Annotated in this window: 20 protein-coding genes and 2 pseudogenes; 4 read left to right on the top strand and 18 right to left on the bottom strand. The window is 72.7% G+C overall.

Annotated features, from left to right (window positions below; genetic code table 11):
- Nucleotides 1-10: 10 nt before the first annotated feature.
- The 7 genes and pseudogenes from MVA48_RS19665 to MVA48_RS19635 form a co-directional block, all read right to left on the bottom strand.
- Nucleotides 11-1,024 (bottom strand): thymidine phosphorylase, encoded by a 1,014-nt coding sequence (locus MVA48_RS19665; RefSeq protein ID WP_246982692.1) that lies wholly within the window; start codon nt 1,022-1,024, stop codon nt 11-13.
- Nucleotides 1,025-1,143: 119 nt separating this feature from the next.
- Nucleotides 1,144-1,281: pseudogene (locus tag MVA48_RS19660) on the bottom strand (thymidine phosphorylase); the annotation flags it as partial.
- Nucleotides 1,282-1,695 carry a cytidine deaminase gene (locus tag MVA48_RS19655; RefSeq protein ID WP_256461097.1) on the bottom strand — a complete coding sequence of 138 codons (414 nt, stop codon included), beginning with the start codon at nt 1,693-1,695 and terminating at the stop codon, nt 1,282-1,284.
- Nucleotides 1,695-2,990 (bottom strand): ABC transporter permease, encoded by a 1,296-nt coding sequence (locus MVA48_RS19650; RefSeq protein ID WP_246982690.1) that lies wholly within the window; start codon nt 2,988-2,990, stop codon nt 1,695-1,697. The genes MVA48_RS19655 and MVA48_RS19650 overlap by 1 nt, the downstream gene beginning before the upstream one ends.
- A complete protein-coding gene (locus MVA48_RS19645) occupies nt 2,987-4,225 on the bottom strand; it encodes an ABC transporter permease (RefSeq protein ID WP_246982688.1) in 1,239 nt (412 codons plus the stop codon). Before MVA48_RS19645 ends, MVA48_RS19650 begins: the two co-directional genes overlap by 4 nt.
- The gene (locus MVA48_RS19640) at nt 4,222-5,826 is read right to left on the bottom strand and encodes an ABC transporter ATP-binding protein (protein WP_246982687.1); all 1,605 of its coding nucleotides are present in this window, start codon (nt 5,824-5,826) and stop codon (nt 4,222-4,224) included. Before MVA48_RS19640 ends, MVA48_RS19645 begins: the two co-directional genes overlap by 4 nt.
- A gap of 326 nt (nt 5,827-6,152) precedes the next feature.
- On the bottom strand, nt 6,153-7,223 hold the full coding sequence (locus MVA48_RS19635) for a BMP family lipoprotein (RefSeq protein ID WP_246982685.1): 1,071 nt from the start codon (nt 7,221-7,223) through the stop codon (nt 6,153-6,155).
- A gap of 311 nt (nt 7,224-7,534) precedes the next feature.
- Between MVA48_RS19635 and MVA48_RS19630 the strand changes: the two genes are divergently transcribed.
- Entirely contained in the window at nt 7,535-8,878 is a 1,344-nt protein-coding gene (locus tag MVA48_RS19630) for a D-alanyl-D-alanine carboxypeptidase family protein (RefSeq protein ID WP_246982683.1), read from the top strand.
- 31 nt (nt 8,879-8,909) lie between these two features.
- On the opposite strand, the pseudogene MVA48_RS19625 reads toward MVA48_RS19630, so the two are convergent.
- The 4 genes and pseudogenes from MVA48_RS19625 to hisC all read right to left on the bottom strand — a co-directional run.
- Nucleotides 8,910-9,599, bottom strand: a pseudogene (locus tag MVA48_RS19625) (YihY/virulence factor BrkB family protein); the annotation flags it as partial.
- 242 nt (nt 9,600-9,841) lie between these two features.
- Nucleotides 9,842-10,399: a 2'-5' RNA ligase family protein gene (locus tag MVA48_RS19620; RefSeq protein ID WP_246982682.1), complete on the bottom strand. Its 558-nt coding sequence runs from the start codon at nt 10,397-10,399 to the stop codon at nt 9,842-9,844.
- Nucleotides 10,396-11,412, bottom strand: a complete 1,017-nt coding sequence (gene trpS / locus MVA48_RS19615) for a tryptophan--tRNA ligase (protein ID WP_246982681.1) — start codon at nt 11,410-11,412, stop codon at nt 10,396-10,398. Before trpS ends, MVA48_RS19620 begins: the two co-directional genes overlap by 4 nt.
- A gap of 70 nt (nt 11,413-11,482) precedes the next feature.
- A complete protein-coding gene (gene hisC / locus MVA48_RS19610) occupies nt 11,483-12,589 on the bottom strand; it encodes a histidinol-phosphate transaminase (RefSeq protein WP_246982677.1) in 1,107 nt (368 codons plus the stop codon).
- Between the two features lie 42 nt (nt 12,590-12,631).
- Between hisC and galE the strand changes: the two genes are divergently transcribed.
- Nucleotides 12,632-13,582, top strand: a complete 951-nt coding sequence (gene galE, locus MVA48_RS19605; protein WP_246982675.1) for a UDP-glucose 4-epimerase GalE — start codon at nt 12,632-12,634, stop codon at nt 13,580-13,582.
- Here the strand turns inward: galE and MVA48_RS19600 are convergent.
- Nucleotides 13,579-14,910: a hemolysin family protein gene (locus MVA48_RS19600; protein ID WP_246982673.1), complete on the bottom strand. Its 1,332-nt coding sequence runs from the start codon at nt 14,908-14,910 to the stop codon at nt 13,579-13,581. The genes galE and MVA48_RS19600 overlap by 4 nt on opposite strands.
- 218 nt (nt 14,911-15,128) lie before the next feature.
- On the opposite strand from MVA48_RS19600, the gene MVA48_RS19595 reads away from it, so the two are divergent.
- Entirely contained in the window at nt 15,129-16,007 is an 879-nt protein-coding gene (locus MVA48_RS19595; RefSeq protein ID WP_246982671.1) for a CAP domain-containing protein, read from the top strand.
- 57 nt (nt 16,008-16,064) lie between these two features.
- On the opposite strand, the gene MVA48_RS19590 is transcribed toward MVA48_RS19595, so the two are convergent.
- From MVA48_RS19590 to MVA48_RS19570, 5 genes are all read right to left on the bottom strand, one after another.
- On the bottom strand, nt 16,065-16,982 hold the full coding sequence (locus MVA48_RS19590) for an endonuclease domain-containing protein (protein WP_246982669.1): 918 nt from the start codon (nt 16,980-16,982) through the stop codon (nt 16,065-16,067).
- Between the two features lie 208 nt (nt 16,983-17,190).
- Entirely contained in the window at nt 17,191-18,405 is a 1,215-nt protein-coding gene (locus tag MVA48_RS19585; protein ID WP_246982668.1) for an NADP-dependent isocitrate dehydrogenase, read from the bottom strand.
- Between the two features lie 52 nt (nt 18,406-18,457).
- Nucleotides 18,458-19,411 carry a malate dehydrogenase gene (gene mdh, locus MVA48_RS19580; RefSeq protein ID WP_246982667.1) on the bottom strand — a complete coding sequence of 318 codons (954 nt, stop codon included), beginning with the start codon at nt 19,409-19,411 and terminating at the stop codon, nt 18,458-18,460.
- Nucleotides 19,412-19,512: 101 nt separating this feature from the next.
- Nucleotides 19,513-19,812 carry a DUF3017 domain-containing protein gene (locus MVA48_RS19575; protein WP_246982664.1) on the bottom strand — a complete coding sequence of 100 codons (300 nt, stop codon included), beginning with the start codon at nt 19,810-19,812 and terminating at the stop codon, nt 19,513-19,515.
- Nucleotides 19,813-19,814: 2 nt separating this feature from the next.
- Nucleotides 19,815-20,684 carry a bifunctional methylenetetrahydrofolate dehydrogenase/methenyltetrahydrofolate cyclohydrolase gene (locus MVA48_RS19570; protein WP_246982663.1) on the bottom strand — a complete coding sequence of 290 codons (870 nt, stop codon included), beginning with the start codon at nt 20,682-20,684 and terminating at the stop codon, nt 19,815-19,817.
- 88 nt (nt 20,685-20,772) lie between these two features.
- On the opposite strand from MVA48_RS19570, the gene MVA48_RS19565 reads away from it, so the two are divergent.
- A complete protein-coding gene (locus MVA48_RS19565) occupies nt 20,773-21,306 on the top strand; it encodes a hypothetical protein (protein WP_246982662.1) in 534 nt (177 codons plus the stop codon).
- Here the strand turns inward: MVA48_RS19565 and MVA48_RS19560 are convergent.
- The gene (locus MVA48_RS19560) at nt 21,303-21,833 is read right to left on the bottom strand and encodes a pentapeptide repeat-containing protein (protein ID WP_246982660.1); all 531 of its coding nucleotides are present in this window, start codon (nt 21,831-21,833) and stop codon (nt 21,303-21,305) included. The two genes, MVA48_RS19565 and MVA48_RS19560, sit on opposite strands and share 4 nt — an antisense overlap.
- Between the last annotated feature and the right edge of the window lie 40 nt (nt 21,834-21,873).

Below are 21,873 nucleotides of genomic sequence, written 5' to 3'. Positions count from 1 at the left end.
GAGGACTCCCTCACGCGGTGATCCGGTCGAGGATCAGCGGCAGGGGCTCGTCGTGGGTGTCGATGCCGATCGCGCCCTCCAACGCCTCCAGCGCCCGCGGGATGCGCCCGGCGTCGTCGGTCTGCAGCTCGAGCAGCGGCTGGCCGGCGGTCACCTGCTCGCCCACGGCCGCGGTCCAGACGACGCCGGCCGCGGCCGACACCGGGTCCTCCTTGCGGGCCCGCCCCGCACCGAGCCGCCAGGCCGCGACGCCGAGCGAGTACGCGTCGAGCCGGGTGAGCGTGCCGGTCGCGGGAGCGGTCACGACGTGCGTCTCGGCGGGGCGGGGCAGCGGTGCGTCGGGGTCACCGCCCTGCGCCGCGATCATCCGGCGCCAGACGTCCATCGCCCGCCCGTCGGCCAGCGCCTCGGCGGGGTCGACGTCCGGCCGTCCGGCTCCGGCCAGCATCTCCCGCGCCAGCGCCAGCGTCAGCTCGACGACGTCGGCCGGTCCGCCGCCGGCGAGGACCTCGACCGACTCGGCGACCTCGACGGCGTTGCCGGCCGCCCGTCCCAGCGGCCGGTCCATCGCCGTCACCAGCGCGACGGTCCGCACGCCCGCCGCCTCGCCCAGCCCCACCATCGTGCGAGCCAGCTCGCGCGAGAGGTCCGGCTCCTTCATGAACGCGCCCGAGCCCGTCTTCACGTCGAGCACGAGCGCGTCGGCACCCTCGGCGATCTTCTTGCTCATGATCGAGCTGGCGATCAGCGGGATCGACTCGACGGTGCCCGTGACGTCGCGCAGCGCGTAGAGCTTCTTGTCGGCCGGCGCCAGGTCGTTCCCGGCCGCGCAGACGACCGCGCCCACCTCGCGCAGCTGCGCCAGGTACGCCTCCTCGTGCACGTCGGCGCGCCAGCCGGGAATCGCCTCCAGCTTGTCCAGCGTGCCGCCGGTGTGGCCCAGCCCCCGACCGGACAGCTGCGGCACCGCGACCCCGCAGGCGGCGACGAGCGGCGCGAGCGGCAGCGTGATCTTGTCCCCCACCCCGCCGGTCGAGTGCTTGTCGGCGGTCGGCCGCCCAGCGACGAGAGGTCCTTGCGCTCGCCGGAGTCGATCATCGCCTGCGTCCACACCGCCAGCTCGTCCGGCGACATGCCGCGGAAGAACACGGCCATGAGCAGTGCGCTCATCTGCTCGTCGGGCACCGTGCCGTCGGTGTACGCGCCGATGATCCAGCGGATCTGCTCGGGCGTCAGCTGACCGCCGTCCCGCTTGGCCCGGATGACGTCGATGGCGTCCATTCAGGCGTTCCGTTCCGCGGCTGCGACCAGGTCGTCAGGACCGAAGGCGTCCGGCAGGACCTCGCTCATCGGCACGATCCCGAGCGAGACGGTCTCGATGAGCATGTCGGCCCCCCCGTGCTCCCACAGCAGCTGCCGGCAGCGGCCGCAGGGCATCAGCGGCTGCCCGTCGCCGCCGACGCACGCCACGGCGACCAGCCGGCCGCCGCCGGTGCGCGCGAGGTCGCTCACCATGCCGCACTCGGCGCACAGCCCGAGCCCGTACGAGGCGTTCTCGACGTTGCAGCCGGTGACCACGCGCCCGTCGTCCACGAGCCCGGCCACGCCCACGGGGAACTTCGAGTACGGGGCGTAGGCGTGGGTCATCGCCTCCCGGGCCGCCGCCCGCAGGGCGTCCCAGTCCGGTGTCGGCACTAGTGCTCTCCTCGTCGGTAGACCAGACCGTCGGCCTTGGGCATCCGCAGTCGCTGGGAGGCGAGCGAGAGCACCAGCAGCGTGGTCAGGTGGGGGGTGAACGACACGATGCCCGGCGGGAGCACCTCGATGGTGAGGAACCCGATCAGCGCCCCGACGGCGACCACGCCGGCCAGCACGGCCTGCAACGCCCGGCGACGGGTCGCCTGCCAGATCGCGACGCCGGCCAGCAGGACGGCGACCAGCAGCAGCAGCGCGACGACCGCGGTGCGGCTGCGCAACTGGAGGGCGTCGGCGAACCCGAACAGGCCGGCGCCCGCGGCGAGCCCGCCGGGTCGCCAGTTGCCGAAGATCAGGGCGGCCAGGCCGATGAACCCGCGTCCGTTGGTCTGGTTCTCCCGGTAGATGCCGGCGATGAACACCAGGAAGACACCGCCGAGGCCGGCCAGCGAGCCCGAGATGATCACGGCGATGTACTTCATCCGGTAGACCGCGACGCCGAGGGAGTCCGCGGCCGCCGGGTTCTCGCCGCAGGCCCGCAGCCGCAACCCGAACGCCGTCCGCCAGAGCAGCAGGTAGGACGCCGGCACCAGCAGCACCGCGATCAGCGTCACCAGGCCGACACCGCTGGTCAGCCCCCGCGCCACCCCGGCCAGGTCACTGACCAGGAACCAGCCCTGCCGTTCGACGTCGCCGAGCAGGTCGGGGCCGGAGGAGAGCACGGGGAGGGACACCTCGGGCGGCCGGCTGGACAGAGCCGGGGACTGCGTGACACCGCCGCCGGCCGCGTTGTCGGCGTAGAAGAGCTCGGAGAGGAACCGTGAGAAGCCGCCCGCACCGGCCGCGCCGGCGAGGATGTTGATCGCCACGCCGGAGACGACGTGGTCGACACCGAACGTGACGGTGGCGACGGCGTGCAGGAGGCCACCGACCGCGCCGAACAGGATCCCGCCCGCCAGCGCCGCGGCCCAGCCCCACTGGTAGCCGGCGAATCCGGCGCCCCAGGTGCCGAGGATCATCATGCCCTCGAGGCCGATGTTGACCACACCCGCACGCTCGGAGAACAGGCCACCCAGAGCGGCCAACCCGATCGGCACGGCGAGCAGCAGCGCCGCCGCGATCGTCGAGGACGACGTCAGCGCCTGCTCACCGCTGATCACCCGGACCGCGGAGACCAGCAGGAACGCAGCGACGACGATCCAGGTGATCCGGCGGGCGCGACCGCCGCCGAGAAGCAGCTCGGTGAGCGGCCCGCGGCTCGGCCGCGTGCCCTGGCTGGAGACGGCGGTGCTCACGCCTGGGCCCCCCGTCCCTCGTCGTCCACTTGTCCAGCCCCGGCCGTGCGGCTCACGCCGGCGCCCGTCCCGGCCACCGGCACGCCGCCGGAGTCGACGGACTGCCCCGCACCCGTGCCGCCGTCCCCCGGCACGACCGACGGGGTGGCGGTGCCCCGCTCGGCGGAGCGGCGGGCGAAGCGCCGCGCGACCTCGTTGGCCACCACCACGGCGAGCACGATCGTGCCCTGCACGATGGTCACGACCGACGACGGGTAGTCGGCGATCTGCAGCGGCACCAGGGCGCGGTCGAGGAAGCCGAAGAGCAGCGCGGCGAGCGCGATGCCCAGCGGCCGGTTGCGGCCGAGCAGCGCCACCGCGATGCCCAGGAAGCCCAGGCCGGCGGTGAAGTCGGTCGTGTAGGAGTGCGTGTTGCCCAGCAGGTCGGGCAGGCCGATCAGGCCCGCGACGGCGCCCGACAGCAGCATCGTCTTGACGACCATGGCCCGGGCGTTGACGCCGCTGGCGCTCGCCGCCGAGGGCGACATCCCGCTGGCCTTGAGGTCGAACCCGAACCGGGTGCGGTTGAGCAGGACCGCGATGACCGCGCCGACCACCACGGCGACGAGCAGGAAGCCGTAGAGCTGGCGCGGCGGGTTGGCCAGGCCGATGGCGTCGAAGACCCCGTTGAGGCCCGGCATCTGGCCGGACTCCGGGATCTTGGCGGTGCTGATGATCGACGCGCCCTCCGGGCTGCCGCGCAGCGGGCCGGTGAGCAGGTAGGACGCGATGCCCAGGGCGATGAAGTTGAGCATGATCGAGCTGATGACCTCGCTGACACCGCGGGTCACCTTGAGCAGCGCCACGATGCCGGCCCAGAGAGCGGCCACGATCATCGCCACGAGCACGATCACGAGGATGTGCAGCGGGCCGGGCAGGGCGATCGCGGCGCCGACCCCCGCGGCCACGACGGTGGCCAGGCGGTACTGACCCTCGACACCGATGTTGAACAGGCCCATCCGGAAGGCGATGGCCACGGCCAGGCCGGCCAGGAACAGCGGGATCGCCCGGTTGACGATCACCACCATCGCGGTGACCTGCCGGGTCGGGGTGTCGCCGAAGTCGACCATCACGGCGAACACGTCGAACGGGTTCACGCCCAGGGCGGCCATGACCCCCGAGGAGATGACCAGGGCGATGACGACGGCGAAGACCCCGGGCAGGAGCGCGGGGCCGAGCCGGCGGAGCGCGCTCACGCCGCACCCGCGGTGCCGTGGGCGCCGGTCATGTGACCGCCCAGCTCCTCGGGGGTGACGCGCGAGGGGTCCAGCGTGGCCACCAGCCGGCCGCGCAGCATCACGTGCAGCGTGTCCGAGAGACCGATGAGCTCGTCGAGGTCGGCGGAGATCAGCAGGATCCCCATCCCCTCGGCGCGGGCGTCCTTCAGCAGCTCCCAGATCGCCGCCTGCGCGCCGACGTCGACACCGCGGGTCGGGTGGGCCGCGATGAGCAGCCGGGGATTCGAACTCATCTCCCGGCCGACGATCAGCTTCTGCTGGTTCCCTCCGGACAGCGCGACCGCGAGGGTGTCCGGACCGGGAGCGCGGACGTCGTACTGCTGCATGATCCGCTCGGTGTCGGCCCGTGCGGCCTTGCGGTCGATGAACTGGCCCTTGGCGGCCGGCGGCCGTGTCTGGTGGCCGAGGATCCGGTTCTCCCAGAGCGGGGCCTCGAGCAGCATGCCCTGGCGGTGGCGGTCCTCCGGGATGAAGCCCAGGCCGGCCTCGCGGCGGGCTCGCGTGCTCCAGGCCGTGATGTCCTCGAGGCCCCCCGTGCCGCCGTCCAGCCGCACGGTGCCCGACGCGAGCGGTCGCAGGCCCATGATCGCGTCGACGAGCTCAGCCTGGCCGTTGCCCTCGACCCCCGCGATCCCGACCACCTCGCCGGCGCGGACGGTGAGCGCGACGTCGTCGATGAGCGCCCGGCCCTCCGGCGTCCGCAGGGTCAGGTTCTCCACGACGAGGACGGGCTCGTCGCGGACCGTCGAGGTGCGGGTCTCCGGCGAGGGCAGCTCCGCACCGACCATCAGCTCGGCCAGCTGCCGCACCGTCGTCGTCCTCGGGTCGGCCGTGCCCACCGTGGTTCCCCGGCGGATGACGGTGATGGAGTCAGCGACGCGACGGACCTCGTCCAGCTTGTGCGAGATGAAGATGACGGTGAGGCCCTCGCGGGTGAGCTCCGCGAGGTTGCCGAAGAGCTCGTGGACCTCGTGCGGCACGAGGACGGCGGTGGGCTCGTCGAGGATCAGGATGCGCGCGTCCCGGTAGAGCACCTTGGCGATCTCGACGCGCTGGCGGGCGCCCACCCCGAGGTCCTCGACGAGGACGTCGGGCTGCAGGTCGAGGGAGTAGCGGTCGGAGATCTCCACGATCCGGCGCCGGGCCTCCGCCCGGTCCAGCCGGCCACCACGGGTGGGCTCGCTGCCCAGGACGATGTTCTCCAGAACGGTGAAGTTGTCGGCGAGCATGAAGTGCTGGTGGACCATGCCGATGCCTGCGGCGATGGCGTCCGACGGGCTGCGGAAGGTCATCTCCCGCCCGTCGACGCGGATGGTGCCCTCGTCGGGGCGGTGCTCGCCGTAGAGCGTCTTCATCAGCGTGGACTTGCCCGCGCCGTTCTCGCCGACGATCGCGTGCACCTCACCGCGGCGGACGGTCAGCTCGATGTCGCGGTTGGCGACGACGCCGGGGAAGCGCTTGGTGATGCCGCGGAGCTCGACCGCGTACGGAGCGCCGGCGTCGCCGGCGTCCGTGCGGGCCCGTGGCGGCCTCGCCCCGGTCTCTCCAGTTGCGGCCATGGTGGGCCCTCCCTCGGGTGCGGCCACGGGATGGCGGCGCACGTCGTCGTGTGCATCGGCTGCGACGCCGGTCGACCGCCGCCAGCCGCTCGGCCGACTCCGGCGCGCGCCCCGGCGTGCAGGGAGATCGGCTCGCCGCATGATGGCGCACGCGGCGGCCCGACGGGGACACCGCCCCCGGGGGTCAACCGGAACGGGTGTCGACCGGGTCGACCGGGCGGTCCCGGTACCGCGACGGCGGGCCCGGGCGGCTGGCGCCCGGGCCCGCCGTCGCGGTCGACCGGAGAGAGACGCGGACCCGCCGGAGGACGGGTCCGCGTCGGAGGTCACCGGGTGGTCGGGACCTCGATGTCGCCGTCGATGATCTGCTGGCGGTACTCGTCGATCTGGTCCTGGATGTCGTCGATGAAGCCACCGGAGGTGGACAGGCCGACACCGTCGGTGGACAGGTCGTTGACCTCGTCCGTGCCGCCCTCCAGGGAGCCGTCGGCGAACTCGCCGATGAACCGCTCGACCGCGTTGTCGACCCGCTTCAGCATCGACGTCATGATCACGGCCTGGAGGGCCGGGTCGTCGACGGTGTTGTACTGGTCGGAGTCGACGCCGATGGCCCGCTTGTTCGAGGCGGCGGCCGCCTGGAACACGCCGAGGCCGGAACCACCGGCCGCGTGGTAGACGATGTCGGCACCGGCGTCGAACATGCCCTGCGCGGCGATCTGCCCCTTCGCCGGGTCGTTGAAGCCGGAGAAGTCACCGGCCGGCGTCAGGTACGACGAGTCGATCCGGATGTCGGGGTTGACCGCCTGCGCGCCGGCGAAGAAGCCCGCCTCGAACTTCTCGATCAGCGGGACCTCCACGCCACCCACGAAGCCGATGTGGTTGCTGGTGGTCTTCAGGGCCGCGGCGACGCCGGCCAGGAACGAGCCCTGCTCCTCGGCGAACAGCAGTCCGGTCAGGTTGTCGGCACCGATCTCGGCCACCGACGAGTCGACGATCGCGAACGTGGTGTCCGGGTACTGCTCGGCGACCTCGCCGATCACGTCGCCGTAGGCGAAGCCCACCGCGATGATCGGGTTGTGGCCGTCGTCGGCCAGCTGGGTCAGCAGGTCGGCCCGGTTGGACGCGTCGCTGTTCGGGCTGAGCTCGGTGAAGTCGCCCCCGTGCTCCTCGAGCGCGGCCTCCATCCCGGCGAACGCGGAGTCGTTGAACGAGCGGTCGCCGCGGCCACCGGTGTCGTAGGCAAGACCGACCTTGATCTCCTCGGCGGCCGCGCCTCCGTCGCCGCCGGAGCCGCCGTTGCCGCCGTTGCCGCCGCCCTCCTCGTCGCTGGCGCAGGCCGCCAGGGCCAGGCTGCTGGCGAGCACCAGCGCCATGGCCCGGGCCGTGGTCTTCGTCATCCGCGCTCGGCGCAAGACGATCTCCTCTCTGGGTGGACGCGCCGCTGGACTCGCGCACGCGTCCCATTCGGGTCGGTTACCGCATGCCGCCGTCCCACTCCCGAGAGCGCGGCGACGCACACGATCAGGGCACGCTAACCGCGCGGCCGGCCGGGGCCGCCCGCGAGGAGCGGACTGAGATGCGATCGTTGCGAAGGTCGACCGGTTCCGTACGGCGGGTGACGACGCGACGACTCCCGCGGCGATGCTCCCGGGGACGACGCCCTGTCCGGCGGCGGCCGTGGCACCGGCTGGGCCTACTGTCCCTGGCCATGGAGCTGCGGCGACGGTGCGCGCGAGTGGCCGCGGCCCTGCTGGTCACCGCCGCGCTGCTCCTCCCGGGTGGCCTGGCGGCGGCCGAGGACGACCCGCGGCCGACCGTCGATCCGAGCGTGCCGACGCCCAGTACTCCCTACGCGGGCCGACCGCCGCAGGGCTCGGCACCGGACGGCAGCATGGTCGGCGGGGAGGATCTCGGGACCCGCGACGTCGTCGTCCCGGACGACGCGCCCGACCTGCCGCCGGGCATCGCGGCCTCGGGCTGGCTCGTCGCCGACGCCGGCACCGGCGACGTGCTCGCGGCGCGGGACCCGCACGGCCGCTTCTACCCGGCCAGCACCCTGAAGACGCTGACCCTGCTGGCGCTCATGCCCCTGCTGGACCCCGACCAGGTGGTGGAGGGCACCGCCGAGGACGAGAACGTCGAGGGCAGCCGCGTCGGGCTGGTGCGGGGTGGGCGGTATCCCGTGTCCGTGCTGTTCCTCGGCTTGATCCTGCAGTCGGGCAACGACGCCGCCAACGCCCTCGCCCGCGCGGCCGGCGGTGTCGACGTGGCCCTCGAGGCGATGAACGAGAAGGCCGAGCAGCTCGGCGCGTTCGACACCGTCGCGGGCACGCCGTCCGGCCTCGACGTCACAGGCCAGTCCTCGTCCCCGTACGACCTGGCACTGATCTTCCGGGCGCTGCTGGAGGACCCGCGCGCCGCCGCGATCCTGGCCACGCCGACCGCGCAGATGCCGGCGGTCGAGGGCCGCACCCCGGGTTACCAGATCCAGAACCAGAACCCGCTGCTCGGCGCCTACGAGGGCAACCTCGGCGGCAAGACCGGCTTCACCGACGCCGCCCGGCACACCTTCGTCACCGCGGCCGAGCGGAACGGCCGCCGGCTGGTGGTCAGCGTCATGGACACCGAGAGCCGGCCGTTGCGGGCGGCCGATCAGGCGGCGCTGCTGCTCGACTGGGGTTTCGCCCTCCCGGCCGATGTCGAGAGCGTGGGCACGCTGGTGGAACCGGGCGAGGTCGACCCGTCGCCCGCCTCGTCCGCCTCGTCCGCCGCCTCGTCCGCGGGCCGGGCCCAGCGCACGTCCACGGCGGGCGCCGCCCCTCCGGTGCAGGACGCGGAGTCGTCCCCGTTCGTGCCGGTGGCGCTGGCCGTCGGTGCGGTCGTCATCGTCACGGCGACGCTGATCGGTCGGCGGCGCGCGGTGCGGCTGGTGCCGGCGACCGACCGGGCGCCGACCGATCCGGTGCGGCGCCCCCCGGGTCGGTCGGTTCGCTCGTCCGGTCCGCCGCCAGCGCCTCCACCGCGCGCAGGGTCGCCGTCCACGCCGCCGTGAAGAAGGCGAACCGGGCCACCAGGTTGATCCAGACCAGCAGCCCCACGGCGCCGCCGAACGCCGAGGCCGTCACGCTGTCCGAGATCAGCGACAGGTAGTAGCCGCCGATCAGCTTGAGCACCTCGAAACCAGCCGCACCGAACACCGCTCCGGGCAGGAGCCGCCGCAGCGGGTACGAGGTGGACGGCACGACCCGGAGCAGCCAGAGGAAGACCGCGACGTCGACGAGCACGGCGAGCACGACGCCGAGCACCCAGGTCAGGGCTCCCCAGCCGGGTTCGTCGGCCAGGCCGAGCAGTTCCAGCACCCAGGACGTCGCCTGGGTGACCGCCCCGGTGAGGCCGAGGCTGAGCAGCCCGATGCCACCGAGGATCACCAGCGCCAGCAGATCGGAGAGGTTGTCCCGGAGGAACTCGGGCTCGTCGACCTTGCCCTTCCAGATGCGCTCCATGCCGATGCGCAGCTTGTCCATGAGGCGGAGCCCCGCGTACAGGAAGCCGACGAGCGCAATCAGCCCGATGAACCGCGCGCCGTCGATCGCGCCTCTGACCTGACCGACGAGCTGACGGCCCAGCGATCCGGGGAACGCCTCGCGGATCGCCTGGTACAGCTCCCGCTGCAGCAGCTCGTCGCCGGCGAGGACCAGTCCGATGATCGAGGCGGCGAGCAGCAGGAGGGGGAACAGGCCCAGGAAGGCGAAGTAGGTGACCCCGGCCGCCATCAGGTCGCCCTGCACCCCCCGGTAGCGACCGCCGGCACGGGCGAGGTGGTCGAACCAGTCCCACCGCCGGCGCGCCGACCGCACCTGCTCCTCGCCCCAGGCGTAGGCACGGGTGAACCACGGGGCGCGACCGGGGTCCGGGGAGGAGGCGGCGGAACTCACCGCCCGAGTCTGCCGAAGGACCCCGTCCTTCTCACCCCTCGCACGCTCGGGGCGAGCCTCCGGACGGGGCCGAGAAGTGCTCACCCGGTCAGGGGGTACTCCCGGGCGACCGCCCAGGCGCCGCTCGCCGTCTGCTCGAACTCGGTGAACGAGGTGACCGGGAACTCCGCTGAGAGATCGGCCAGGCCGCTGTACGCCAGGTCGAGCATGTCCGCCGGGACGTCGTGGGCGACGGTCACGTGCGGGTGGTACGGGAAGGCCAGCGATCGGGCGAGCGGGCCCCGGCGGACGTCGTTGGCGATCAGCTCGCAGTTGCCGATGCCCCGGGCGACCGCGACGAAGACCACGTCGGCGACGGGTGCGAAGGTGCCCGTGCCGGACAGGTGCATGGTGAACGGCGCGTGGCAGCGGGCGACCTCGGCCAGGTGTGCGGTGATCGCCGGTCGCTCGGAGACCGCCACCTCGGTGGGCGGTAGCAGCGTCACGTGCGGCGGGACGAGGCTCGCCTGCGGGTCACCGACCTTCGACCGCCAGTCGACCAGCAGCTGGGCCCACGGCTCCGGGATGGAGACGACGATGCCCAGCACCGTCGTCTCGGGTGGGGAGGGGCGGCGGGCGACGAACGTGTCGTCGTTCACGGCCGGGCCCCCGTGAGGAACCCGATCCGCTCGTAGGCCCGCGCCAGCGTCGGGGCAGCCACCTCGCGGGCCCGAGCGGCGCCCGCGGCGAGGACCCGCTCCAGCTCCGCGGGGTCGTCGAGCAGTTCCAGGGTCCGCGTCCGGATGGGCGTCAGCGCGTCGGTGACGACCTCGGCCAGCTCCTTCTTCAGGTCGCCGTAGCCGCGGCCGGCGAAGTGGTCCTCGAGCTCCGCGACCGACGTGCCGGAGAGGGCCGAGTGGATCGTCAGCAGGTTGGTCACCCCGGGCTTGCCCTCCGGGTCGGCGACGACCTCGCGGCCGGTGTCGGTGACCGCCGAGCGGATCTTCTTCGCGTTGACCGCCGAGTCGTCGAGCAGGGACAGGCAGCCGGCACCGGGCAGGCTCTTGCTCATCTGCTTGTCGGGCGTCTGCAGGTCGAGGACCTTCGCGGTGCCGCGCAGGATGTAGGCCTCGGGCACGGTGAACGTGGCGCCGAGGCGGTTGTTGAAGCGGGTCGCGAGGTCGCGGGTCAGTTCCAGGTGCTGCCGCTGGTCCTCGCCGACCGGCACCTGGTCGGCCTGGTAGAGCAGGATGTCGGCGGCCTGCAGCACCGGGTAGGTGAACAGGCCCACGCTCGTGCTGGCTGCGCCCTGCCGCTGGCTCTTGTCCTTGAACTGCGTCATGCGGCCCGCCTCGCCGAACCCGGTCAGGCACTGCAGCACCCAGGCCAGCTGGGCGTGCTCGGGGGCGTGGCTCTGCACGAAGAGAGTGCTTCGCCCCGGGTCGATGCCTATGGCGATCAGCTGCGCGGCCGACACCAGCGTGCGGCGCCGGAGCACGGCCGGGTCCTGCTCGACGGTGATGGCGTGCAGGTCGACGACGCAGTAGAACGCCTCGGCGTCACCCTGCAGGGCGACCCACTGGCGGAGGGCACCCAGGTAGTTGCCCAGGTGGAACGAGTCCGCCGTCGGCTGGATGCCCGAGAAGACGCGGGGAAGAGGCACGTCGGCCATCAAACCAGCCTGCGGCGCTCCCCGTTCCGGCCTCCCCCGTTCCGCGGGCTCCCCCACCCGTTCGAGGAGGTCACACCGCCGCGGCGCCCACCTCGTCCAGCGCGGCGAGGAAGACGTCGTCCTCCTCGGGCGTGCCGACGGTGACCCGGATCCCCTCGCCGGCGAACGGGCGGGTGATCACCGCACGCGCCTCCAGGGCCGCCGCCACGTCCGTCGTCCGCTCGCCGAGCGGCAGCCACACGAAGTTGGCCTGGCTGTCCTCGACCTCGACGCCCCGCCCGCGGAGGGCCCCGGTGAGGCGCTCGCGTTCGGCGGTCACCGCGGCGCAGCGGGTGCGCACCTCGTCCTCGCTGGCGAGTGCGGCGACGGCGGCCGCCTGCGCGAGCATCGAGACGCTGAACGGGACGTGGGTCTTGCGCACCGCGGTGGCCACGGCGGGGTCCTCGGCGATCAGGTAGCCGACCCGCAGCCCGGCCAGCCCCCAGGCCTTGGAGAACGTCCGGAGGACGACGACGTTCGGCCGCCCGCGCATCAGCTCGATCCCGTCGGGCACGTCCGGGTCGGTGACGAACTCGCGGTAGGCCTCGTCGAGCACCACCAGCGCCTGGTCGGGCACGGCGTCGAGGAAGCGCTCGAGCTCCGGTCGCCGCACCGCCGTCCCTGTCGGGTTGTTCGGGTTGCAGACGAAGACCAGTCGCGTGCTGTCGTCGACGGACGCGGCGAGCGCCTCGAGGTCGTGGGTGTCGGCGGGGCCGCCCGGCCGACCGGGGACCAGCGGCACCTGGATCGCCCGCGCGGCGGCGACCCGGGCGAGCAACGGGTACATCTCGAAGGAGCGCCAGGCGAAGGCGATGCTGGTGCCCGGATCGTTGTAGGCCTGGGCCAACTCCTGGCACAGCGTGACCGCTCCACAGCCGGTGGCCACCTGCGCCGGGTCGACGTCGTAGCGGTCGGCCAGAGCCCTGGTGAGGACGGCGGCGCCGTTGTCGGGATAGCGGTTGGTCTCACCGGCCGCGGCTGCCAGGGCGGCCACCACCGCCGGCAGGGGCGGGAAGGCGACCTCGTTGCTGGCCAGCTTGACCGCGCGCTCGACGCCGATCTCCCGCGCCAGGTCGGCGGGGTTGCGGCCGGGCTTGTAGGCCGGGAGGTCCTCCACGGCCCGGCGGGCGCGCACCACGTCGTCCTGACCTCCTCACCTGCCCGCCCATAGGCTGCTCCCATGCGGGTACTCGTCACCGGCGGAGCCGGTTACATCGGCAGCGTAGTCACGGCGGCGTTGCTGGCCGGTGGCCACGAGGTGACCGTGCTCGACGACCTGTCCACAGGGCACGAGGACGCCGTGCCCGACGGCGCGACGCTGGCATCGGTGCCCCTGCAGGAGTCTGCGCCGGTGCTGGCCGACGTCCGGCCCGAGGCGGTGCTGCACTTCGCGGCGAAAAGCCTCGTCGGGGCCTCCCAGCAGCAGCCCCACGAGTACTGGGACACCAACGTGGGCGGCACCCTCGCGCTGCTCGAGGCGATGCGCGCGGCCGACTGCCGCCGGATCGTCTTCTCCTCCACCGCCGCGACGTACGGCGAGCCCGAGGCGGTGCCCATCCCGGAGTCCGCGCCGACGCGACCGACCAACACCTACGGCGCGTCGAAGCTCGCCGTCGACCACATGCTCACCTCGTACGCGGTGGCGTACGACTTCGCCGCGGTCAGCCTGCGCTACTTCAACGTCGCGGGTGCCGCGTTCGGCCTCGGCGAGCGGCACACGACCGAGACGCATCTCATCCCACTGGCCCTGCAGGTGGCCGCGGGCGAGCGGAAGTCGCTGACCGTGTACGGCCAGGACTACCCCACCCCCGACGGCACGTGCATCCGCGACTACATCCACGTGGGCGACCTGGCCGACGCGCACCTGCTCGCGCTGCCCGCCCCCGAGCCGGGCGAGCACCGCATCTACAACCTCGGCAACGGCACCGGCTTCTCGGTGCAGGAGGTCGTCGACGCCGTCCGCGAGGTCACCGGCCACCCGGTGCCGGTGGTGGTCGGCGAGCGCCGCGCCGGCGACCCCGCCCAGCTGGTCGCCTCCAGCGACCGCATCCGTGCCGACCTCGGCTGGGCGCCGCGGCACACCGACCTGACCGGCATCGTGCGCGACGCCTGGGAGCTCAGGGCCCGCTAGGGGGTGGTCGTGGCGTCGCTGCGGTCCTCGTCGTCGGCGGGCTCGGCGGGCGGCGGGCCCACCCGGAGGCGGGCGATGCGGCGTCCGTCCAGCTCGAGGACCTCGACGGTGCGGCCGCCCACCTCGATCGCGTCACCGACCTCGGGCAGCCGGCCGAGTTCGGCCAGCACGTAACCGGCGGCCGTCTCGTACGGGCCCTCGGGCAGCGCCAGGCCGGTGGCCTCGGTGAAGTCGTCGAGGTTGAGCAGACCGTCGACCTCTCGCGGGCCGCCGTCCGACTGCCGGGCCTCGGGCTCGACCTCCGCGTCGTACTCGTCGTAGATCTCCCCGATGACCTCCTCGATGAGGTCCTCCAGGGTGACGATCCCGTCGGTGCCGCCGTACTCGTCGACGACGATGGCGAGGTGCTGGTTCTCCCGGCGCATCTCGCTCAGCGCGGTGAGGACGGCGGCCGTACCGGGCAGCCGCTTGACGTCGCGGGCCAGGTCGCCGACGGTCGCCGCGCGGCCGGCCGGGTGGTTGGGCAGGAACAGGTCGCGCACGTGCACGAAGCCGATGACGTCGTCCTGGTCGCGGCCGCTGACCGGGAAGCGCGACCAGTTGGAGTCCGCCACCTGCTTGGCGGCGCGGCTGGCGGTCATCGACGCCTCGAGGAAGCCCACTTCGGTGCGCGGCGTCATGACCTCCCGCACCTCGCGCTCACCGGCGCGGAACACCTCGTCGATCAGCCGCCGCTCGTCGCTGCTGAGCGACTCGTGGGCGGCGACGAGGTCACGCAGCTCCTCCTGGCTGATGGCCTCCCCGCCCTGCTTGGGGTCACCGCCCAGCAGGCGGACGAGGACGTCGGTCGACTTCGACAGCAACCAGATGATGGGTCGGAACAGTTTCGCGATCGCGTTGAGCGGCGCGGCGACCAGCAGCGAGAAGCCCTCGGCCCGCTGCAGGGCCAGGCGCTTCGGGGTCAGCTCCCCCACGACCAGCGACAGGTAGCTGATCGCGATGGTCACCAGGACCAGCGCGAGCGTGCCGGACAGCCGCTCGCTGACCCCCCGGTCGGCCAACCACCCGGCGAGGGGTGCGGAGAGGGTGCTGGCGCCGAAGGCCGCCGAGAAGAAGCCGGCGAGCGTGACCCCGACCTGCACGGCGGAGAGGAAACGGTTCGGATCGCTCAGCAGCCGCTGCACGGCCTGGCCGCGGCGGCCGGTGTCGGCCATGGCGCGGACCTGCGACTCGCGGAGGGAGACGAGCGCGATCTCCGCCCCGGCGAAGAAACCGCCGATCAGCACGAAGACGACGACCATGACGATGTTGAGCCAGACGTCGCTCACCGGCGGCGCGCTCCTCGGGATGTGCGGTTCGTGCGGACCGGTCCATGGTGCCTGGTCCGCGGGGCGACCGGGATGGGAAGCGACGGAACTCGCACTTCCCGGGAGGACCGGACGCGACCCTTGTGACCTTCGTCTCGTCAACTGACGGTGATGTTGCGCGCACCGTTAGTCTCGGCTCGATAACGAACCGTGATCCGAACCCCCGTGAGGTCCTCCGCGTGCACCACCTTCCCGCCGGTCCGCCGCTCTCCGCCCGGATCGCCGGCCTGTTCTCCCGCCCCGCCCGGCTCGCCTTCGGCGCGCTGGTCAGCACTGTCGTCACCGCACTGGTCCTGGCGGTCCCCGTCGTCTCGGGCATGGGGAGCGGCAGCGGGACCGGGGTGTTCGACTCGTTCGCCTCGTCAGCGGCGACGCACGCCTCGTCCACCGATCCCCTCGTCGTGATGGGCGTCGACGGCGTGCCGTCCTCCGCCTCCTTCGCCGGAGCGGCCGCGGCAGGCACCACCGCGCCGAACACCGAGGACCCCTCCCCGGCCGGCCCGCCGACCGCCTCCGCCGGGCCGGCGGACGCGCCGGCCGCTCCTCCCGCGCCGCCCGTCGTGGAGACTCCCGCGGCCCCGGCCGTCGAGGAGGCGCCTACCGCCCAGGCGGCGCCGGCACCGGCACCCGCGCCGGCTCCGGCCCCGGCACCCGCGCCGGCTCCTGCGCCGGCTGCCGCGCCGGCCGACCCGAGCGCGGAGGGGCAGGTGCTGGCACTGGTGAACCGCGAGCGCGCTGCCCACGGATGCCGCGCACTGGCGCCGAACAGCGGCCTGGCCGCTGTGGCACGGGCGCACAGCGCCGACATGCGGGACCGCGGGTACTTCGATCACGTCAACCTCGCCGGTCTCGACCCCTTCGACCGCGCCGCCGCGGCAGGCCTCGTGGCACGCGCCGAGAACATCGCCTACGGGCAGCCGGACGCCGCGTCGGTGATGCAGGCGTGGATGAACAGCCCGGGGCACCGCGCCAACATCCTCGACTGCAGCCTGACCTCGCTGGGCGTGGGCGTCGCCGAAGGCGCCGGCGGCCCCTGGTGGACCCAGCTCTTCGGTTGACGCGCCCCCTCCGCACAGAGGCCGGGGCCCCAGATCACCGCTGCTCCTGAGTCCCCCTCAGCTCGACAGGAGTCCGCGCTGGAGCAGCGCTGATCTTGCCACCCGCGCCTGAGCGATGCGTTCGACCAGCGCATCGAGGTCGTACATGTCGGCCGCGGTCACGAACACGACGTGCCAGCCGGCGGCGAAGAGGCGGTTGAGGCGGCGGCGGTCCCGTCCGAGCTGGCCCGGCTCACCGTGCCAGGCGCCGTCGTACTCGATGACGAGCTTGAGCTCGGGATAGGCGAAATCGACCCGGGCGATGAAGCCGTCCTCATCGAACACGCGGTACTGGGCGACCGGCGAGGGCAGACGCGCGCGGAGCATCACGAGTCGCAGCCGGGTCTCCGGTGGCGACTCGGCGAATCCGTCCGCGAGAGCGGCGACATCCCGGGCGAGCTTGCTGCCACGGCAACGGGGCAGCAGGCTCACGGCCTCCCGGACGTCGTCGAGCCGCACGAAGCCTGCGTGCACGAGGCGGTCGAGCAGCACGATGCCGTCGTCCAGGGGTCCGCGCCGGGCGAGATCGACGGCGGTGCGGACGCGGCTCGTCCGGCGCAACCCGCCGCGACTGTCCACCACGTCACCGGCGAGCGGGGCGCGCCGGACGACGATGCCGCCACCCGGTTGCCACCTCGCCCCCGACGGCACGACGACCTCGACCGGGTCATCCGGCCCGGCGAAGTCCTTGCCGCCCCAGAGGGCGACCGCCGTCAGGCCACCGAACGCCGCTTCCGGCGGCGCCACGAGGCTGACGGCCCGAGCCTGCAGCAGATGATCCACCGGGAGGAGAGCATCTGCGTAGACGTCCGGCCGCAATCGCCGCCACGCGGCGCTGCGCAACTGACCTCGTGTCAGCACCCCCGCCTCGATCGCCCAGGTGCCGCGGAAGACGCGCCCCCGAGCAGCAGCGGGACGAGTGGGCGGCTTGGGCACCGCGGCAGGCTGCCTCAGCGGCTCGGTTCCGCGCTGGCGCCGTCCACAACTGAGATCAGAGCTGCTCTACGTCCGCTTCGAGAGGCCAGGTGACCGCAGTGGAGCAGCGGTGATCTCTGGCTGCGGCGCCCCCGACACACGCACGGGCCCCTCGACCGCAGCGGTCGAGGGGCCCGTGCCCAGGCGTTGAGGACGTCAGGCCCGGCGCCTACGCCATGGCCTTCTGGAGGTTCGTGTCGATGGCCGCCAGGAAGTCCTGGGTGTTCAGCCACGGCTGGTCGCGGGAGATGAGGAGCGCGAGGTCCTTGGTCATCTGGCCGCCCTCGACGGTGTCGATGCAGACCTTCTCCAGCGTCTCGGCGAAGCGGGTCACCTGGGGGGTGTTGTCCAGCTTGCCGCGGTGAGCCAGCCCCCGGGTCCAGGCGAAGATCGACGCGATCGGGTTCGTCGACGTCTGGTTGCCCTTCTGGTGCTCGCGGTAGTGCCGGGTCACCGTGCCGTGGGCGGCCTCGGCCTCGACCGTGCGGCCGTCCGGGGACATGAGCACCGACGTCATCAGCCCGAGCGAGCCGAAGCCCTGCGCGACCGTGTCGGACTGCACGTCGCCGTCGTAGTTCTTGCACGCCCAGACGTAGCCGCCCTCCCACTTGAGGGACGCCGCCACCATGTCGTCGATCAGGCGGTGCTCGTAGGTGATGCCGGCGGACTCGAACTTGTCCTTGAACTCGGTCTCGAAGACCTCCTGGAACAGGTCCTTGAACCGGCCGTCGTAGGCCTTGAGGATCGTGTTCTTGGTGGACAGGTACACCGGGTACTGGCGGTTGAGCCCGTAGTTCATCGAGGCGCGGGCGAAGTCGCGGATCGACTCGTCCAGGTTGTACATCGCCATGGCGACGCCGCCGCCGGGCGACTGGAACACCTCGTGCTGGATCGGCTCGCCGCCGTCCTTGGGCTGGAAGGTGATCGTCAGGGTCCCCTCGCCGGGGAACCTGAAATCGGTGGCGCGGTACTGGTCACCGAACGCGTGACGGCCGACGACGATCGGCTTGGTCCAGCCGGGCACCAGCCGCGGCACGTTCGACATGATGATCGGCTCGCGGAAGATGACGCCGCCGAGGATGTTGCGGATCGTGCCGTTCGGGGAGCGCCACATCTTCTTGAGGCCGAACTCCTCGACCCGCGCCTCGTCCGGCGTGATCGTCGCGCACTTGACGCCGACACCGTGCTGCTTGATCGCGTTGGCCGCGTCGATGGTGATCTGGTCGTCGGTCTCGTCGCGCTTCTCGATGCCCAGGTCGTAGTACTCGAGGTTGACGTCGAGGTACGGGAGGATCAGCTGGTCCTTGATGAACTGCCAGATGATCCGGGTCATCTCGTCGCCGTCGAGTTCGACGACGGTGCCCTCGACCTTGATCTTTGCCACGTGCGGGTCCCTCTCTGCATGCTCCGAGCCGTGACGGCTCAGAGGTCGGCCATCACAAATCCGCGACGTCAGCCTGCTTGGCGCGCACTGCCTCGGCTGCCTCGCGCAGCCCGGCCAGCTCGGTCTCGGAGAGATCGCCCTCGACGACCTTCCGCACGCCCTCGCGGCCGATCTCGGCCTCGACGCCCAGGTAGACGCCGTTGATCCCGTACTCGCCGTCGACCCACGCGCAGACCGGCATCACGGCACCCGAGTCCTCCATGACGGCGCGCGCCATGCGGGCGGCGGCGGCCGACGGCGCGTAGTACGCCGAACCCGTCTTGAGCAGCGCCACGACCTCGGCGCCGCCGTTGCGGGTCCGGTCGACGAGGTGGTCGATCCGGTCCTGCGCCATCACGTCGGACAGCGGCTTGCCGTCGACGGTGCAGCGCGACGGTACCGGCACCATGGTGTCGCCGTGCGAGCCCAGGGTCAGCGTCTGCACCGACGACACCGGGACGCCGAGCTCCTCGGCCACGTTGTTGCTGAAGCGCGCCGTGTCGAGCATGCCGGCCTGCCCCATGACCCGGTTCTTCGGGAACTGGGTGGCCAGCTGCGCCAGGGCGGTCATCTCGTCGAGCGGGTTGGAGACCACGATGACCACCGCGTCGGGCGAGGTCTGCGCGATGTTCTCGGCGACCGACCGCACGATCTTCGCGTTGGTCTCGATGAGGTCCATGCGGCTCATGCCCGGCTTGCGCGGGAGGCCGGCGGTGATGACGACGACGTCGGAGTTCTCGGTGCCCTCGTAGGAGCCGCCCCCGACGCCGACGACCTTGGTCTCGAACCCCTCGATGGGCCGCGACTGGTTCATGTCCAGGGCCAGGCCCTCGGGCTTGCCCTCGACGATGTCGGTGAGGACGACGGTCTCGAAGATGTCGTACTCCGCGAGCCGCAGCGCAGTGGTGGAGCCGTAGAAACCGGCACCGACGACGGTGACCTTGCCGTTCCTGGACTTCTCTGCCATGGCCAGCAACCTATCGCTGGCCGCCCGGACCCGCCCGGCCGGGGGACAGCCCGCCGGAGGTGGCCGGGTCCCCCATCACACCTCCGGTGGGGAACATGACCTCAGCCGCCCGGGATGGCCAGCGCGATGACCGTCAGCGCGACTCCCGTGCCGGCCAGCAGGACGACGTCGGTCGGCCGGCTGCGGACGGCGAGGAAGCCGACCCGCCGCACCGGCAGCAGCAGGCGCAGCACGGCCCCGCCGACCAGCGCGAGGCCCATGACCACCAGGCCGAGCCGCCAGCGCTCCACGGTGACCAGCAGCAGGCCGACGGCGACTGCCACCAGCACCGCGAGCAGCGGCAGCTGGCGGATGAGCCCGGCCAGGAAGGGACGGCGGATGTAGAGCGGTGGCCGCGTCATGCTCAGGCGGAGAGCGCCTCGAGCGCCGCGGCCTGCTCGGCGGCGAGGACGACGTTGCGCAGCAGCATGGCCCGCGTCATCGGACCCACCCCGCCCGGGTTCGGCGCCACGAAACCGGCGACGTCCACCACGTCGAGGGCGACGTCCCCGGCGATCTTCCCGTCGACCCGGCTGACGCCCACGTCCAGGACCGCGGCCCCGGGCTTGACGAGGTCGGCGGTGACCAGACCCGGGACGCCGGCCGCGGCGACGACGACGTCGGCGTCGCGGAGGTGCCCGGCCAGGTCCCGGGTTCCCGTGTGGCACAGCGTCACGGTCGCGTTCTCGGTGCGGCGGGTCAGCAGCAGGCCGAGCGGACGGCCGACGGTGATGCCGCGGCCGACGACCACGACCTCCGCGCCGGCGATCGGCACGTCGTAGCGGCGCAGCAGCTCCACGATGCCGACCGGGGTGCACGGCAGCGGCCCGGGCACGCCCAGCACCAGCCGGCCCAGGTTGACCGGGTGCAGCCCGTCGGCGTCCTTGGCCGGGTCCATCGCCTCGAGGACCGCGCTCTCGTCGATGCCCTTCGGCAGGGGGAGCTGGACGATGTACCCGGTGCAGGCCGGGTCGTCGTTGAGCTCGTCGACCACCGCCAGGACGTCCTGCAGCGTGGCCGTCGCCGGCAGCTCGCGCTGGATGCTGGCGATGCCGACCTGGGCGCAGTCGGAGTGCTTGGCGTTGACGTACCAGCGGCTGCCCGGGTCGTCGCCGACGAGCAGCGTGCCCAGACCCGGCCGGTGACCGGCCCCGGCCAGGGCGGTCACCCGCTCGGTGAGCTCGCCGCGGATCGCCGCCGCCGTCGCCTTGCCGTCGAGGATCGTCGCTGGCACGACCGACAGTGTGCCCGAGACCGTCCCGCCACCGTCCGCGCGGCCCTAGGCTCGCCGGTACCGGAACACCGATGCCGGAGGCGCGCAGATGAGCGAGCACACCCAGCCCACCGGGGCGACCGCGTACAGCGGCACCGCGACGGGTCAGCCCGACCACACCACCCCGCCCTACTCGGACCGGCCGGTGGCCTTCCGCGGCCCCGACAGCCTCGGCGGGCTGCTGCTGATCCTCGCCGGGATCGCCGCGGCGATCAGCCTGCCGCTCAGCTGGCTGGCCGCCGCCGACATCTCCGGGCTGGACCTCGTGCGGGCCGGCTTCGAGACCCCGCAGGACATCTACGACGAGGGCCTGTGGCAGCCGATGACGGTGATCTTCGGGGGCGGGCTGCTGCTCGTCCTGGGGATCCTCATGTGGCTGCCCGCGAAAACGCACCGCACCCTCGGCGTCCTCGGGCTCGTCGTCAGCGTCGCCGCGGGCGTGGGCATCCTCGTGCCGCTGGCCGACGACGGATGGGACCTCGCCACCTACGACCTCGGCTTCTGGTTCGCCGTGGCGGTGCCGGTCCTGGGTCTGCTCGGTTCGCTCAAGGCGATGTTCACCGGCCCGCGGTACCCGCGCTAGTCCGCGACGAGGGCGCCGTGGGCGCGGGCGAACTGCACCGACTGCACCAGGTCGAGGCGCACCCCGGTCAGTTCGAACGCCCGCCAGTTGACCTCGTCCATCGACGCCCCGCGCAGATCGGCTCCGCGCAGCTTCGTCGACTGCAGCCGCGCCCGGTCGAGGTCGGCGCCGGTCAGGTCGCACTCGCGCAGGTCGGCGTCGGTCAGGTCGGCCTCCCGGAAGCGCTGGCCCGACAGGTCGAGGCCGGACAGATCGGCGCCGCGGAGCGCGGTCCACGACCAGTCGCTGTCGATCGAGGTCATCGGACGCAGCTGCGCGCCGGGGAACTGCGACCCGGTCAGCTTGCAGCCGTCCCAGACGGCGTCGAGCAGCTTGGCCCGGTCGAACCGGCAGGACAGGAACGCCGAGCCGTGGTGCTTGGAACCACTCAGCCGCACCCCGGTCAGCACGCACGACTCGAAGACGCAGCGGCGGGTGACCAGCTCCTCGAGCGAGGCGTCGTCGAAGCGGCAGCGGGTGAACGTCACGCCGTCCAGCTCCGCACCCCACCAGTCGACCCGCGCGAGG

The sequence above is a fragment of the Blastococcus sp. PRF04-17 genome (assembly GCF_023016265.1).
Lineage (GTDB): Bacteria > Actinomycetota > Actinomycetes > Mycobacteriales > Geodermatophilaceae > Blastococcus_B.
This window is presented reverse-complemented; position numbering and strand designations above follow the sequence as displayed.

Coding starts and splice junctions, on each gene's coding strand:
- MVA48_RS19640 (WP_246982687.1), bottom strand. CDS start 5,826: ATGGCCGCAACTGGAGAGACCGGGGCGAGGCCGCCACGGGCCCGCACG.
- MVA48_RS19635 (WP_246982685.1), bottom strand. CDS start 7,223: ATGACGAAGACCACGGCCCGGGCCATGGCGCTGGTGCTCGCCAGCAGC.
- MVA48_RS19630 (WP_246982683.1), top strand. CDS start 7,535: ATGGAGCTGCGGCGACGGTGCGCGCGAGTGGCCGCGGCCCTGCTGGTC.
- trpS (WP_246982681.1), bottom strand. CDS start 11,412: ATGGCCGACGTGCCTCTTCCCCGCGTCTTCTCGGGCATCCAGCCGACG.
- galE (WP_246982675.1), top strand. CDS start 12,632: ATGCGGGTACTCGTCACCGGCGGAGCCGGTTACATCGGCAGCGTAGTC.
- mdh (WP_246982667.1), bottom strand. CDS start 19,411: ATGGCAGAGAAGTCCAGGAACGGCAAGGTCACCGTCGTCGGTGCCGGT.
- MVA48_RS19575 (WP_246982664.1), bottom strand. CDS start 19,812: ATGACGCGGCCACCGCTCTACATCCGCCGTCCCTTCCTGGCCGGGCTC.
- MVA48_RS19565 (WP_246982662.1), top strand. CDS start 20,773: ATGAGCGAGCACACCCAGCCCACCGGGGCGACCGCGTACAGCGGCACC.